The following is a 14069-nucleotide window of genomic DNA, read 5'->3' on the forward strand; positions in this document are numbered from 1 at the left end:
CTTTCCCTTACCCAAGATTCATGGTCAGTTCCGCGTTCAATCGATCACGGAGCCGACGCAATGCGCCACCTTATCCTTTCCATTTCAGCCCTGGCGGTGCTCGGGGCCTGCAGCGGCGGCGACAACAAGGCCATCGTGAAGTCCTGCACGGCTGAAGGCGAAGCGGTCGAAACCTGCACCTGCATTGCCGATGCGATGGAAGCCAAGCTGGACCCCGACCTGTTCAAGCGCACCGCCCAGACCATCGGCCGCGAAAAGCGGGACGTGGAAAGCTTCGTGACCTCGCTTTCGACCGAGGAACAGCTTCAGTTTGCATCCGTCGTGAACGACATGTTCACCTGCAAGCTGGCGCCGCCAAAGGAGTAGTCCGGCCTGTCTGCCTGCGTGCATTCGCGCACCGTTCGGGCCCTGACATTCGTTTCCTGCGTGTAATCGCGTGACGCAGGGCCGCAAAACGCCTAGATTCTGCCTGCAACACAGAGGGGATGCCCATGAAGTTTCTGATTATCAACAGTTTCCGCATCATGGTCTACGTGGCCTATATTGCGATCATCGTCGGCGGAATCGCGCTCGGCCTCTACCAGAAGGGCGAATTTAGCAATGAAATGCTCGGCCTGACGGGCGGTCTCGCCCAGGTGGCAGACTTCGTCATCTTCACAGCCGGCGGCTGGATCGCGGCAAGCCTGGTCTGCGGCCTGATCGTCACGCTGATGGACATCCGCGACGACATCAACGACCGCCTGCCAGACGCGCGCCGCGACGACTGAGCCAGGTTTCGGGATGGGACACATGATAAATGCCGCTGGTATGTTCCGGCGGCATTTTTTCTGGGAGGAGTGAGAAAATGCCACCATTGGAAGCCGCCGCCATTTATGTCGGCCTGAACATATTGCTGCTGGTCGGTCTCGGCCTGCGGGTTGCCCTGACGCGGCGGGCGTCGCAAGTGTCCATTGGATACGGCGGCAATACCGTGCTGGAAACGCGGGTCCGCGTTCACGGCAATGCCTCTGAATATATCCCGGCCATGCTCGTGGCGCTGGTCGCCGCTGCCTATATGGGCATCCCCGCCTTATGGATTCACGTACTTGGCGTCACGTTCACCCTGGGCCGCCTGCTCCACGTCTACGGCCTTTCGGCCAATGTCCTGCCTGCGCGTGCAAGCGGCATGATGCTGACACTGATCCCGATGGCCATCATCGCGCTCATGCTTATTTATCACGGCCTTGCCTGATTTGAGCGGTTGCGCGGCCTTGCTGGGCGGTCCATCTAGCGCGCATGGCTGAATTCAAGACCCCGCCGGCCGACCTGCTCGCCGGCCTTATCGACCAGTGCCTCAAGGCAGGCGCCGACGCTGCAGACGCCCGTATTGGGGCCGCTGAAGGCGTCAGCGTCTCCGTCCGCGACGGCAAGCTGGAAAGCATTGAACGCGAAGAGAGCACATCCGTGTCGCTGCGGGCCTTTTACGGCAAGCGGCAGGCGCATGTGTCCGGCTCCGATCTCTCCACCGAAGGCCTGCATGCCCTGGCCACACGCTGCGCCGCCATGGCCCGCGCCGTGCCGGAGGACAAGTATTGCGGCCTGCCGGATGCCAGCGAACTCGCCACCGGCGCCCTCGACATGGACCTGAGCGGCGAGCCTGAACTCTCGCCTGAGACCCTCGAACGCGAATCCCTTGCGGCAGAGGCAGCAGCCCTCGCCGTCAAAGGCATCAAGACTGTTGCCGGCTGCGGCGCGTCGTGGAACCGTTCCAGCCGCTGGGTTGCGGCCAGCAACGGCTTTTTTGCCTACAAGACGGGCTCCAGCACCAGCCTCGGCCTCGCCTCCGTTGCCGAGAAAGACGGCGCCATGGAGCGGGACTATGAAAGCTGGTCCGTGCGTCACACCGCTGACCGCCCGACCGCCGAAGCCATCGGCCGTACAGCCGGCGAGCGCACCATTGCCCGCCTTGGCGCCCGCAAGCTCGGCACGCAGAAAGCCGCCGTCATCTATGACCGCCGCGTCTCGTCCGGCCTGCTCGGGGCGCTGATGAGCGCCATTTCCGGGCCGTCCATCGCCCGCGGCGTCAGCTTTCTGAAAGATGCCATGGGCACGCAGGTGTTCGCCAAGGGCGTCAATGTGATCGACGACCCGTTCCGCCCCATGGGCATGGGCTCGCGCAGTCACGATGGCGAAGGTCTGCCCGTGAAGGAGACTTACCTGATCGAGGATGGCCGCCTCACCGAATGGCTGCTGAATGGCCCTTCGGCGCGCCAGCTTGGCCTGAAGCCCAATGGCTTCTCCGCCCTCGGCTTTGGCGATCCGCCGGGCGTCACCACCTCGAACCTCTACCTGCAGCCTGGCGAGAAAACGCCCGCCGAGCTGATGGCGCAGGCCGGCAAGGGCCTGCTCGTCACCGACATGTTCGGCCCCTCGATCAACCCGAACACCGGCGACTATTCCGTCGGCGTGGCGGGCTTCTGGTTCGAGAATGGCGAGATTGCGTACCCTGTGTCCGAAGTGACGATTGCCGGCGACCTGCCAGCCATTTTCGCACGCCTTATCCCGGCCTCCGACATTGAGTTCCGTGGCACGCGCGATGCGCCCAGCATCCTCGTCGAGGACATGAGCCTTGCCGGCAGCTGAACGCACGCTGATTGAAGATCTGGTTACGCTGCGCAGCCTCGCCATCGAGGCTGGACGGCTGGCAATGTCCTACACACTTGAGGGCCAGTCCGCGCGCGCCTGGGAGAAGACGGGCGGCAGCCCGGTGACCGAGGCCGATCTCGCGGTCAACCGGCTCTGCGCCGAACGGCTGATCATGGCGCGGCCTGACTATGGCTGGCTGTCGGAAGAGACGCTCGACAATCGCGAAGCCCGCCAGAAGGACCGCTGCTGGGTGGTCGACCCGATCGACGGCACGCGCGCCTATATGCGTGGCGATCCCAACTGGTGTGTCGGCCTCGCCATCGTGGAAGAAGGCAAGGCAGTTGCCGGTGTGCTCTACGCGCCGATGCTGGGCCAGCTTTATGAGGCCCGCACGGGCGGCGGCGCCTATCTCAATGGCGACCTCTTGCGTGTGTCCGAATGCCGGACCGAGGCGGGCTGCCGCCTGATCGCGGCCGAGGAAATGCTGAACTACAAGGGCTGGCCGGAGCCATGGCCTGCGGTGACGGTGCCCCGCCCGAAACCCAATTCCACCCTTCTGCGCATGGCCTTTGTGGCTTCAGGCTCGTGGGATGCGACGCTCGTGCTCTCCAACAAGTCCGACTGGGATCTCGCCGCCGGGACTGTGCTGGTGGAGGAGGCCGGCGGCCTTGCAACCACGCACAAGGGTGAGGAATTGCAGTTCAACCGTGCCATTCCGGCACAGCGCAGCATCATCGCATCTGGAAAAGGCCTGCATCCTCTGTTAGTGCGCCGGTCAGGATTTGTGGATATACAGGATCCGCAGACAAAGGCGGCACCGGCCGCAGCCAAACCCAGAACGGAGCCAGCAAAGATGGGCGACGCCCCTAAAGACGCAAAACAGCTTCTCCATATCGTCTTCGGCGGTGAACTGAAGGATGTGAAGGACGTCCAGTTCGAGGATCTTTCACAGGTCGACTTCGTTGGCGCTTTCGCCAGCTACAAGGAAGCCTACGACGCCTGGAAGGCCGCTGCCCACCGCACCGTGGACAGCGCCGAGACGCGCTATTTCATCCTGCATGCCCACCGCCTGCTCGACCCCGAGACAGGGGAACACCATCACGTCTGATCCGGCCAAACCGGCGCGCCCCACCGGCGCCCTGATGCGACTGGCCCGCGAGCGCTTTGCCACGCACTGGCGCTGGTTCGTGGCCGGAACGCTGTGTGCCGCGCTCACCTCCATTGCAGCAGCCTCCTATGGCTACCTCCTGAAGCTGGTCGTCGAGGGGCTCGAGGCCCTTGCCGGGCCTGACAAGGTCGAGGTGCCAACGTCGCTCTGGTGGTTGATTGCGATTATTGGCGTGGCGGCCGTGGTCCGCTCGCTCGCCCTCTACGGCATGACAATCTTCAACAATACCGGCGTCCAGCGCGCCATCGTGGACATTCAGGCCGACCAGTTCGGCGCGCTGACGGATGGTGATTTTGCCCGCATCGCAGCGGAGGCCTCCGGCGGCTTCGTGTCGCGCTTCATCAATGACGTGAACGCCCTGCGCGACGCGGGCCTGCGCATCGCCAACAACCTCACCAAGGGTGTGCTGACGGTCATCGGCGTTTTCATCACCATGCTGGTCATGGACTGGAAGCTCACGCTCGTCCTGCTCGTCATTTATCCGATCGCGTTTGCGCCCGTGCTGGCGCTCGGTAATCGTGTGCGCAAGCGCTCGCGCCAGTCGCAGAAGCAGATCGGCGAGGTCACGTCGCTGCTGGGCGAGGCGTTCCAGTCAGCCCGTGTGGTCAAGGCCTATGGGCTGGAGGACTACCAGAAGGCCCGCGCCGAGCGCGGCTTCGTGGAGCGCTCGCGTCTGTTCCTCAAAGTGCTGACAGACCGCGCCGCCGTCGACCCGATCCTCGAAATCACCGGCGGCCTCGCCCTTGTCGGCATCCTCGCGCTGACCGCCTGGCGTATTGCGCAGGGCGACACCTCGCTTGGCAATTTCGTCGGCATCGTCGGCGCCATCGCCGTCGCTGCGCCGGAACTGCGGGCCCTCGGCACACTGAACTCCGTGGCGCAGGAAGGCGGCGCCGCCGCTGACCGCGTGTTCGAGATCACCGATGCTGCGCCGGAGATTGCCGATGCGCCCGGCGCGCAACCAATCGGCTGGGTTACCGGCACCGTCGCCTTCGACAATGTCCGCTTTGCCTATCCCGATGGCACCGAGGCCCTGAAGGGCCTCAGCTTCATCGCCAATCCGGGTGAGACGATTGCGCTCGTCGGTCCGTCCGGCGCAGGCAAGTCGACCGTCTTCAACCTGCTCCTCCGCCTCTACGACCCGACCGGCGGTGTAGTTTCCGTAGACGGAATAAATGTGCGTGACGTTACCGGTGCAAGCCTGCGGTCCAATATGGGCCTTGTCGCACAGGACGCCGCCCTCTTCGACGACACGATCCGCGCCAATATCGCGCTTGGCCGCCTGGGCGCCAGCGAGGCCGAGATCGAGGCCGCTGCCCGCGCCGCCAATGCGCATGATTTCATCCTCACGCTGCCCGGCGGCTATGACGCGCCAGCAGGCGAGATGGGTCGCAATCTGTCCGGCGGCCAGCGCCAGCGCATCGCGCTCGCCCGCGCCATCATCCGCGCTGCGCCGATCCTGCTGCTGGATGAAGCCACTTCCGCCCTCGATGCCGAGAGCGAGGCCAAGGTGCAGGAAGCGCTCGCCGGCTTCGCCAAGGGTCGCACGACTTTGATCATCGCCCACCGCCTCTCGACGGTCCGCGCGGCCGACCGCATCATCGTGATGGAAGATGGCCGCGCCGTCGAAGACGGCAGCCATGGCGTACTGATGGACAGGAACGGCGCATACCGCCGCCTCGTGGACCTGCAGCTCAGCTGATCAGCCCGCCGGGCGTTCCTGCGGCAGCTGCGCCGCCGCATGCTTCAGGAACCTTGCCAGCTTCTCCGCGCTTTCGGCGCCCTGCACGGCGACGGCGCGGTTGGCGATATAGGTCGGCACACCGCTGACACCCATCTGGCGGAAGGCTTCCGCCTCACCGCGCACATTGTCGACATCCGCATCGCTTTTCAGCAGGTCCGCCACGATGTCTGCGTCGAGGCCTATGTCGCGGGCAACGTCCACCAGAACCTCATGGTCGCCAATGTTGTGCCCGTCCTCGAAGAAGGCCTTGAACAGGGCTTCCTTGGCCTCGGCGCCCTTGTTCTGGCCCTGGGCCCAGCGCACGACGCGATGTGCATCCAAACTGTTCGGCCGGCGCGTGATCCTGTCGAAATGATAGGGGATGCCTTCGGCCTCGCCATAATCGACCAGCGCCTGGCGCATCGTGCCGGAGCGTTCGCGGCTCTCATCAGAGCCGCCGAACTTCTCTTTCATGTATTCCTTGTAGTCGACGCCCGCCGACGGGATGGTCGGGTCCAGCTCGAAGGGCCGAAACACGAGCTGCACGTCGACCTCGGGCGCGAGCTTGCGCGCTTCCTCGATCCTGCGAAGACCCAGCCAGCACCAGGGGCAGACCAGATCGGAAACCATTTCCACAACAACTGTCATGCACTCAACCTAAGTGCCTCGTGGCCGCCACGCAACCGGCGCAAGAATATGTGATCGGCAGGCTTTACTTCTTCCGTCCGCCCAGCACGGCCACCAGCTCTTCCACCTTTTCCCGCCGCGCCTCCATGTCGTCGCCCTTCAGCGCGTGGTCCACGCAGGTGGCGATATGGTCGTCAAGGATCACGCCTTCCAGCCCGCTCAGCGCCGCCTTGATGGCCTGAACCTGCCGCACGACATCGATACAATAGCGGTCATCAGCGACCATTTTCGCCACGCCGCGCACCTGACCCTCAATGCGGGCGAGGCGTTTGACGGCGGCTTCTCTTGTTTCCGGTTTCATGGGCGCTAGTCCTTTGTCTCAGAGCCTGCAGTATCGTCGCCGTCACCGGCCTTTGAAAGGTAGAAATGTTCGAAGGAGAAGATCGCGCCCATGCCCGCCAGGGCGATCACGACGATCAGCGGGTCGCTCTGCCCCTTCATCACAAGGAAGGCCCCCAATGCCACGGCGTCCAGAAGGATCGCGGTAATAAGCACAGGCGCCTTCGCGCCAACATCCTCGCGCAGGTGGCGGTAGACGCCCCAGTGGATGATGATGTCCATGACGATGTAGAAGATCGCCCCGAGCGAGGCGATGCGGGAGAGGTCGAAGAATGCTGCCAGCAGGCCCGCCGCGACGACCGTGTAGATCAGCGTATGCGTATGGGTATCGCCCGGCAGGCCGAGTTTTGGCTCCGGTATAAGGTCCATCTCCACCAGCATGGCCAGCATGCGTGAGACGGCGAACACGCTCGCCAGCAGGCCTGAGGCCGTCGCCACGATGGCAATCGCGACCGTGAACCAGACGCCGTATTCGCCAATGCTGGGGCGCGCGGCCTCGGCCAGCGCATAATCCTTCGCCTTGACGATCTCCTCGATGCTGAGGGTCGAGCCCACGGCATAGCAGACGAGCAGGTAGATCGCCGTGCAGACCGCCAGCGAAATCATGATGGCCCGGCCGACATTCTTCTTCGGGTCCTTCACCTCGTCGCCATCATTGGTGATCGTGGTGAAGCCCTTGTAGGCGAGTATGGCCAGCGCCATGCCGGCGAGGAAACCGCCAACGGATGTCTTGTCTGTCACGCCGTTCGCCGCAGGCTGGAACGCAAAGCCCGTCGCCCAGAGGGCCACGAGCGCAAAAATGAGGATGCCGCCAATCTTCAGCACGGCGGTCACCTTGGACACCGAGCCGATGACATCATTGCCCGCAATATTGACGAGGAAGGCTCCGACGATAAGGGCAATTGCCAGAACAGGCACAAGAATGCCGCCTTCGATGCCGAACAGCTGCAATGTATATGTGCCGAACGTGCGCGCGACGAGGCTCTCATTGATGATCATCGAGAAGGCCATCAGCAGCGCGGCGCCGCCGGTCACCATGCCCGGCCCGTAAGCCTTCTTCAGGATCATCGCGATGCCGCCCGCCGACGGGTACTTGTTCGAGACCTTGATGTACGAATATGCACTGAATCCGCAAATGATCGCCGCCATCAGGAAGGCGAGCGGGAACAGCGCTCCGGCGAGTTCCGCCACCTGTCCGGTCAGCGCAAATATGCCCGCGCCGATCATCACGCCGGTGCCCATGGCCACGGCGCCCGGCAGGGTCAGGCTGTTCTTTTCATATGAAACACCCATCAGAGTTTCAATGCGCGCAGACGCAGGGCGTTCCCGATCACCGAGACAGACGACAGGCTCATCGCCGTCGCCGCAATCATCGGGCTCAGCAACAGGCCGAAGAAAGGATAGAGCACGCCCGCCGCCAGTGGCACGCCGAGCGTGTTGTAGATGAAGGCGAAGAACAGGTTCTGGCGGATGTTGCGCATTGTCGCGTGGCTGAGATTGATCGCCTTGGCGATGCCGGCCATGTCGCCCTTCACGAGGGTCACGCTGGCGCTTTCCATGGCGACATCCGTGCCGGTGCCCATCGCGATGCCGACATTGGCCTGCGCCAGCGCCGGGGCATCATTGATGCCATCGCCTGCCATGGCGACGATTGCGCCTGCCTCTTGCAGCTCACGGACGATGCGGTTCTTGTCTTCCGGCGACACATTCGCCCGCACATCATCAATGCCGACCTGCAGGGCGACGGCCTTCGCCGTTGCTTCGCTGTCGCCGGTCAGCATGACGACTTTCAGGCCCTGCTTGTGCAGTTGCGCGATGGCGTCTTTCGTTGTCGCCTTGATCGGGTCGGCCACGCCGATCAGGCCTGCCGCCTTGCCGTTGACGGCAACGAACATGACGGTCTGGCCTTCAGTCCGGTAAGTCTCGGCCGCCTCGGCGCGGCCTTCATCAAAGCCGCCGACGCGGCGCATCATCTTGGCATTGCCGATGGCGACGGACTTGCCGCCGACGTCGCCTTGCGCGCCTTCGCCGGTTACGGATTCAAAATCACTTGCCTGCGGAATTGCGATGCCGCGATCTTTTGTGCCCTGAACAATCGCTGCCGCCAGCGGGTGTTCGCTCGCCCCCTCGACAGCGGCGACCAGCGCCAGCAGGCCAGCTTCATCCCAGCCCTCCGCCGGCGCCACCGTCACGAGTTTCGGCTTGCCTTCGGTCAGCGTGCCCGTCTTGTCCACCACCACAGTGCCGATCTTTTCCAGTGTCTCCAGCGCTTCGGCATTGCGGATCAGGATGCCGTTCTGCGCGCCCTTGCCGGTGCCCACCATGATCGACATGGGCGTCGCAAGGCCGAGCGCGCACGGGCAGGCAATGATCAGAACTGCAACGGCATTCACCAGCGCAAAGGCCAGCGCCGGGTCAGGCCCGAACACAGCCCAGACAATGAAGGTCAGCACGGATGAGGCGACCACCGCCGGCACGAACCAGGCGGCTACCGCATCGGCCAGCCGCTGGATCGGCGCGCGGGAGCGCTGCGCCTCGGACACCATGCGCACGATCTGCGCCAGCACCGTATCGTTGCCGACGCGCGTGGCCGTCATCACCAGCGTGCCGGTCGCGTTGACCGTACCGCCCGTCACTGCGTCGCCAGCTGCCTTGGCCACCGGCACGGGCTCGCCGGTCACCATGGACTCGTCAATGCTGGACTTGCCTTCAACGACTTCGCCGTCCACGGGCACCTTCTCGCCGGGGCGGATACGCAGCCGGTCGTCCGATTTCACCGCATCAAGGTCAACATCTTCCTCGCTGCCGTCTTCGCGGATAATGCGCGCCGTCGGCGGCGTCAGCTGCAGCAGCGCCCGGATTGCGCCGGAGGTCGCGCTACGCGCCTTCAGTTCCAGAACTTGTCCGAGCAGGACCAGCGCGGTGATCACCGCCGCCGCCTCGTAATAGACATGCACCTGTCCATTCATGTCGCGAAAGCTGTCCGGGAACACGCCCGGTGCCACGGTCGCCACCAGGCTGAACAGGAAGGCCGTGCCTGTGCCCAGCGCGATCAGCGTGAACATGTTCGGGTTCATTGTCTTGATCGAGCGCCAGCCGCGCACGAAGAAAGGCGCCGCGCCCCACAGCACGACAGGCGCCGCGAGCGCCAGCTGGATCCACGCGGCCCAGCCTGTCGGCACTATACCGTGCAGCGTCTGTCCGGGGATCATGTCGCTCATCGCATACAGGAACAGGGGCAGGGCAAAGGCCGTGCTGATCCAGAAGCGCCGCGTCATGTCGTCGAGTTCGCTCGTGTCTTCCTCAAGCGTGGCTGTTTCCGGCTCCAGCGCCATGCCGCAGATCGGGCAGCCCGTGTTGGATGTCTCGCGCACCTGGGGATGCATCGGGCAGGTCCACACAGTGCCGGAATAGTGTTCGGGCACATGGTCATAGGCGCTGTCGGGTTTGTCGGTTTTCGCGCTGCCATGGCAGCAGGCATGCGCGGCGTCCGGTTTGTCGGGCGCGCCGTGATCGTGATGGCTATGATCGTGGGAAGACTCGTCGGTCGTCATGGGTGTGCACTCCGGTTCCGGTGTTCACACTCTCAGGTAATACCCCTGAGGGGTATATGCAAGTTCTCCTCAGCGTGACTGGAACACCAGCTTGATCTCATAACCCTTCGGCGAGGCATTGCGTTCCAGCTTTCCGCCCAGCTGCGAGGCCGCCGCCTCGACAAGGCGCTGGCCGAGCCCTTCGACAGCGGAATTGTGGCGGGGGCCCGCTGCATTGCCGGCGCCATTGTCCACTGCCCGCAGCGTGACGTGGCCATCCTCTTCGCGCTGCAGGGAAATCTCGATATCCCCGGGGCGTCCATCCGCGAAGCCATGCTTGATCGAATTGGCGACGAACTCGCTGACGATCATGCCGAGTGAAGACGCATCTGACGAATTGAGGTCCAGCGCATCAATGTCGCCGCGTATCTTCACGTTCTCCCGGGCGGAGCCCTGCAGCAGTTCCAGCACGCGCGGCAGGAACACCCCAATCTGCACCATCTGCAGGTCGCTGGCCTCGTGAAGCTGTTCATGCAGCAGCGAGATCGCATTCACCTTGCGCTCCACGGCGTCGAAGGCTTCGAAACTGTCCGCGCTGGCCCGCGCCCGATAGAGGTGGATGAGCGAGGCAACCGACTGTAGCGAGTTCTTCACCCGGTGGTCCATTTCCCGGCGCAGCACCATCTGGTCGCGCAGGGCCACGCGCAGGTCAAGCTCGCGCATCACCTGGCGGGCCAGCGTGCGCAGCGCACCTTTCTGGAAATCATTCAGTTCATGCGGCGCATCATGCAGCACGCACAGCGTCCCGATGGGCAGGCCCTCAGGCGATTTCAGCAGGGCGCCCGCATAGAAGCGCAGGCCGCCATCGGCCACGCAAAGCGGATTGTCCTGCGTGCGGGGATCGGCCTGCGTGTCGGTGATCTCCACGAAATCATCGCTGAGAATCACATGCGAGCAGATCGAGGTCTCCAGCGGCGTCTCGCGTACACCAAGGCCGACCTCTGCCTTGAACCACTGGCGGTCCTCATCGATCAGGTTCACGACGGAAATGCTGGTGCCGCAAATGGTGGCCGCCAGCGCGACGATCTCGTCGAACTCGGCCTCACGTGCCGTGTCGAGAATCTCGTAGCGATGAAGCGCTTCCAGACGTTCAGCCTGTCGGGGGTGGGGGGCGGCCCGCATTTTCGTTCATCCCTGGAGCAGCCTGCCGGCGCGCGATGGCCGGCAAAATAGGCGCCAAGCCGTAGGGCAGCGCCGCGCGGCGGTCAACTGTGCAGCCCAGTCAAGAAGTCCCGGACTTTTCAGCGCTTTTTGACGTGATCCGCAAGCGCGACAGGGCATCCGGGCCCGGCGCGCAACGGGTGGTGACAGCCCTATTCGCTCTCTTGCGGCGCAGGCCCCTCAACTTCAGGTTCCGCCACCGGGACGCCCGCCTTGTCCAGCGCCTTCAAGACATCGCTGGCCATCCATGTCTGCGTGCGCGGCATATGGTGTTCACGCTTCAGCTCCAGCCCGAAGGGCAGAGCCAGTTTTTCCGGCGGGCCGGCGCGCACCACTTCATGCTCGGCAAACAGCGTGCGCGGCTTCGGCGTCGGCAGCATCGCCGCCAGCGTGAACCCGGCCACGATGATCGCCCCGGCCCAGACATTCGCCTTGAACACGGCCAGCGCGTCCTGCTCCTGGCTCCCCTTCAGCCGCACAGCCTGCCACAGGCCATGGGCGAGAAAGGCCAGCGCCGTCACGGCGCCCGCCCGTACAGACCCATTGATCGCCGCAGCCAGCGCCACCAGCGCTGCCGCGCCCATGTGGAAGCAGAAGCTCACCAGAACCGCCCGCTTGCCGAACAGGCGCGCCGTCGAGCGCACGCCGATCAGGGCATCGTCTTCGCGGTCCTGCAGCGCGTAGATCGTGTCATAGGCAATCGTCCACAGGACGAGGCCTGCATAGAGAATGAACACCGGCACGGAGAGGCTCCCCGCCGTCGCCGCGCCGACCAGGACACCCCAGTTGAAGGTCAGTCCCAGCCATGCCTGTGGCCACCAGGTCACCCGCTTCATGAAAGGATACGCCGCCACAAGCGGAATGGCCGCCAGCGCCACCAGCTTGGCATCGCCCGGCAGGCAGGCCCACACGGCCAGGCCGATGGCCAGCTGCACGCCCATGAAGATGAATGCCTCGCGCAGCGTCACCGCGCCGGAGGGGAGCGGCCGCAGCGCCGTGCGCGCCACCTGCGCGTCAAAGTCCCGGTCGGTAATGTCGTTCCACGTACAGCCCGCCCCGCGCATGGCCACCGCGCCCAGCAGGAACAGCGGCACCCAGAACAGGTCCACAAGGTACAGCCCGGTACGCATCCGCACGAAGGCGAGGCCGATCAGGCAGGGCAGGTAGAGCAGCCAGATGCCCACGGGCCGGTCCAGCCGCGCCAGCATGGCATAGGGCTGCATCCAGTCCGGCAGAATCGCCAGAACGCCCGGCAGGGCGCTGTCAGCCGGAATGGCCCGTGTCCCGGGCTTGCCGTGTGTGTCGGTCTCGGTCATCGGGCGGCTTATACAGCGAATTGGGCGGTTTCACAGCCTTGCGCACGTTTCGCGCGAAATCGCCTCAGGCCTCGGTCTCGAACGCATATTGCTCGGTATCGACGCTCGCCTGTGCCATCGCGTTGTAGCGTGGCCCTTTCACGGCTTCCGGCTGGAACACTCTGTCCAGCAAGGCCATCTGCTCAGCCGTCAAAGCCAGCTCGGCGGCCTTGAAATTGTCCCGCAGATGCTTGCGATTGGTCGTTCCGGGTATCGGCACGCAGTCCGGTTCCTTCACCAGCGTCCAGGCAATCGCCAGCTGCGATGTCGTCACGCCGAGGTCGCCCGCTATCTCCTGCGCCTGTTTCAGCAGGGGCAGGTTCTGGGTCCAGTAGGGCTCGGTCCAGCGCGGGAAGATGCGGCGCATGTCAGCCTCGTGATAATCCTTCGGCGCGGGCGGATTGTCGGCGAGGTAGCCGCGCCCCACAGGCGAGAAGGGCACGAAGGTCACGCCCAGCTCCTTGCAGGCATCCAGCACCGCGATCTCCGGATTGCGCGTCAGCAGCGAGTATTCCGACTGCATCGCCGTCACCGGATGCACCGCATGCGCCCGGCGCAACAGGCCCGCGCCCATTTCCGACAGGCCCACCATGCGGATCTTGCCCTCGGCAACGAGGTCCGCCATCGCGCTCATCGAGTCTTCGATCGGCACGTTCGGGTCCGGCCGGTGCATGTAATAGAGGTCGATCGTCTCGCGCTGCAGCCGCTTCAGGCTCGCCTCGCAGGCGGCCTTGATGCTCTCCGGACGCGCGTCCAGCTTCCGCTTGCCATCCTCGAACAGCATCACGCATTTGCTGGCCTGCACGAACTCGCCCTGCCGGTCCTTCAGCGCCTTGCCGATCAGTGTCTCGTTCTTGCCGAAGCCATAGATCGTCGCCGTGTCGAGGAAATTATAGCCCATATCGAGCGCTTCATTCAGCAGCGCCGCAGCCTCTGCCTCGTCGGATGGCGGCCCGTATCCATGATGCAGGTTCATGCACCCAAGCCCCACGGGATAAACGCTCTCCGGTCCCAGCTTGCGCGGTGTAATGCTCATGATGCGTGCTCTCTGCTGATTTGGTTTCAGGCCCAGCCTAACCGCCCGCCCCGCCTTAGGCCAGTCTCCAGACGGTTCCCCAAACCGAAGTCCCGGCGAAAGCCGGGACCTCATGCAATTGATGAACAAAGCCAGCCTCCCGCGCACCCCTCTCCCAAGGGAGAGGGGTCGGGGGTGAGGGGCCACCGCACACCCCGCAAAAACGGCCCTCGCAGCAACGCCATTTCCCCTCATCCCCATCCCTTCTCCCGAGGGAGAAGGGGGCGGGTCATGCGCTTGTTTCCCCCCACCTTATCCAACCCTAATGGCGCCCGGCCTATACTGGCCGCCATGAGCAAATCATCCGCCTTCGTCAGTCACGGCATCGCCCATGCGCAAAGCG

At 64.2% G+C, this 14069-nt stretch carries 13 protein-coding genes; 6 read left to right on the plus strand and 7 right to left on the minus strand.

All coding sequences use genetic code 11. From position 1 onward, the window contains the following. Positions 1 to 60: 60 nt before the first annotated feature. The 6 genes from HY30_RS08695 (at position 61) to HY30_RS08720 (ending at position 5495) form a co-directional block, all read left to right on the plus strand. On the plus strand, positions 61 to 366 hold the full coding sequence (locus HY30_RS08695) for a hypothetical protein (protein ID WP_051615147.1): 306 nt from the start codon (positions 61 to 63) through the stop codon (positions 364 to 366). Between the two features lie 125 nt (positions 367 to 491). Continuing rightward, positions 492 to 767: a hypothetical protein gene (locus HY30_RS08700; protein ID WP_034739211.1), complete on the plus strand. Its 276-nt coding sequence runs from the start codon at positions 492 to 494 to the stop codon at positions 765 to 767. Between the two features lie 77 nt (positions 768 to 844). Then, a complete protein-coding gene (locus HY30_RS08705) occupies positions 845 to 1231 on the plus strand; it encodes an MAPEG family protein (RefSeq protein ID WP_034739054.1) in 387 nt (128 codons plus the stop codon). Between the two features lie 44 nt (positions 1232 to 1275). Then, positions 1276 to 2622: a TldD/PmbA family protein gene (locus tag HY30_RS08710; RefSeq protein ID WP_034739056.1), complete on the plus strand. Its 1347-nt coding sequence runs from the start codon at positions 1276 to 1278 to the stop codon at positions 2620 to 2622. After that, the gene (locus tag HY30_RS08715; protein ID WP_241765681.1) at positions 2609 to 3733 is read left to right on the plus strand and encodes an inositol monophosphatase family protein; all 1125 of its coding nucleotides are present in this window, start codon (positions 2609 to 2611) and stop codon (positions 3731 to 3733) included. The genes HY30_RS08710 and HY30_RS08715 overlap by 14 nt, the downstream gene beginning before the upstream one ends. Before the next feature lie 34 nt (positions 3734 to 3767). Beyond that, positions 3768 to 5495, plus strand: a complete 1728-nt coding sequence (locus HY30_RS08720; protein ID WP_051615174.1) for an ABC transporter ATP-binding protein — start codon at positions 3768 to 3770, stop codon at positions 5493 to 5495. On the opposite strand, the gene HY30_RS08725 is transcribed toward HY30_RS08720, so the two are convergent. The 7 genes from HY30_RS08725 to HY30_RS08755 form a co-directional block, all read right to left on the minus strand. After that, the gene (locus tag HY30_RS08725) at positions 5496 to 6164 is read right to left on the minus strand and encodes a DsbA family oxidoreductase (RefSeq protein ID WP_034739060.1); all 669 of its coding nucleotides are present in this window, start codon (positions 6162 to 6164) and stop codon (positions 5496 to 5498) included. A gap of 64 nt (positions 6165 to 6228) precedes the next feature. Then, on the minus strand, positions 6229 to 6504 hold the full coding sequence (locus HY30_RS08730; protein ID WP_034739062.1) for a metal-sensitive transcriptional regulator: 276 nt from the start codon (positions 6502 to 6504) through the stop codon (positions 6229 to 6231). Positions 6505 to 6509: 5 nt separating this feature from the next. Next, on the minus strand, positions 6510 to 7835 hold the full coding sequence (locus HY30_RS08735; RefSeq protein ID WP_034739064.1) for an APC family permease: 1326 nt from the start codon (positions 7833 to 7835) through the stop codon (positions 6510 to 6512). Then, positions 7835 to 10096, minus strand: a complete 2262-nt coding sequence (locus tag HY30_RS08740) for a copper-transporting P-type ATPase (protein WP_034739066.1) — start codon at positions 10094 to 10096, stop codon at positions 7835 to 7837. The genes HY30_RS08735 and HY30_RS08740 overlap by 1 nt, the downstream gene beginning before the upstream one ends. A 69-nt stretch (positions 10097 to 10165) precedes the next feature. Beyond that, positions 10166 to 11257: a sensor histidine kinase gene (locus HY30_RS08745; protein WP_034739067.1), complete on the minus strand. Its 1092-nt coding sequence runs from the start codon at positions 11255 to 11257 to the stop codon at positions 10166 to 10168. A 191-nt stretch (positions 11258 to 11448) separates the two neighbouring features. Next, positions 11449 to 12612 (minus strand): 4-hydroxybenzoate octaprenyltransferase, encoded by a 1164-nt coding sequence (ubiA, locus tag HY30_RS08750; protein WP_081812134.1) that lies wholly within the window; start codon positions 12610 to 12612, stop codon positions 11449 to 11451. 64 nt (positions 12613 to 12676) lie between these two features. Further along, the gene (locus HY30_RS08755) at positions 12677 to 13687 is read right to left on the minus strand and encodes an aldo/keto reductase (protein WP_034739069.1); all 1011 of its coding nucleotides are present in this window, start codon (positions 13685 to 13687) and stop codon (positions 12677 to 12679) included. Between the last annotated feature and the right edge of the window lie 382 nt (positions 13688 to 14069).

It is taken from the genome of Hyphomonas chukchiensis (genome assembly GCF_000682695.1).
GTDB classification, from domain to species: domain Bacteria; phylum Pseudomonadota; class Alphaproteobacteria; order Caulobacterales; family Hyphomonadaceae; genus Hyphomonas; species Hyphomonas chukchiensis.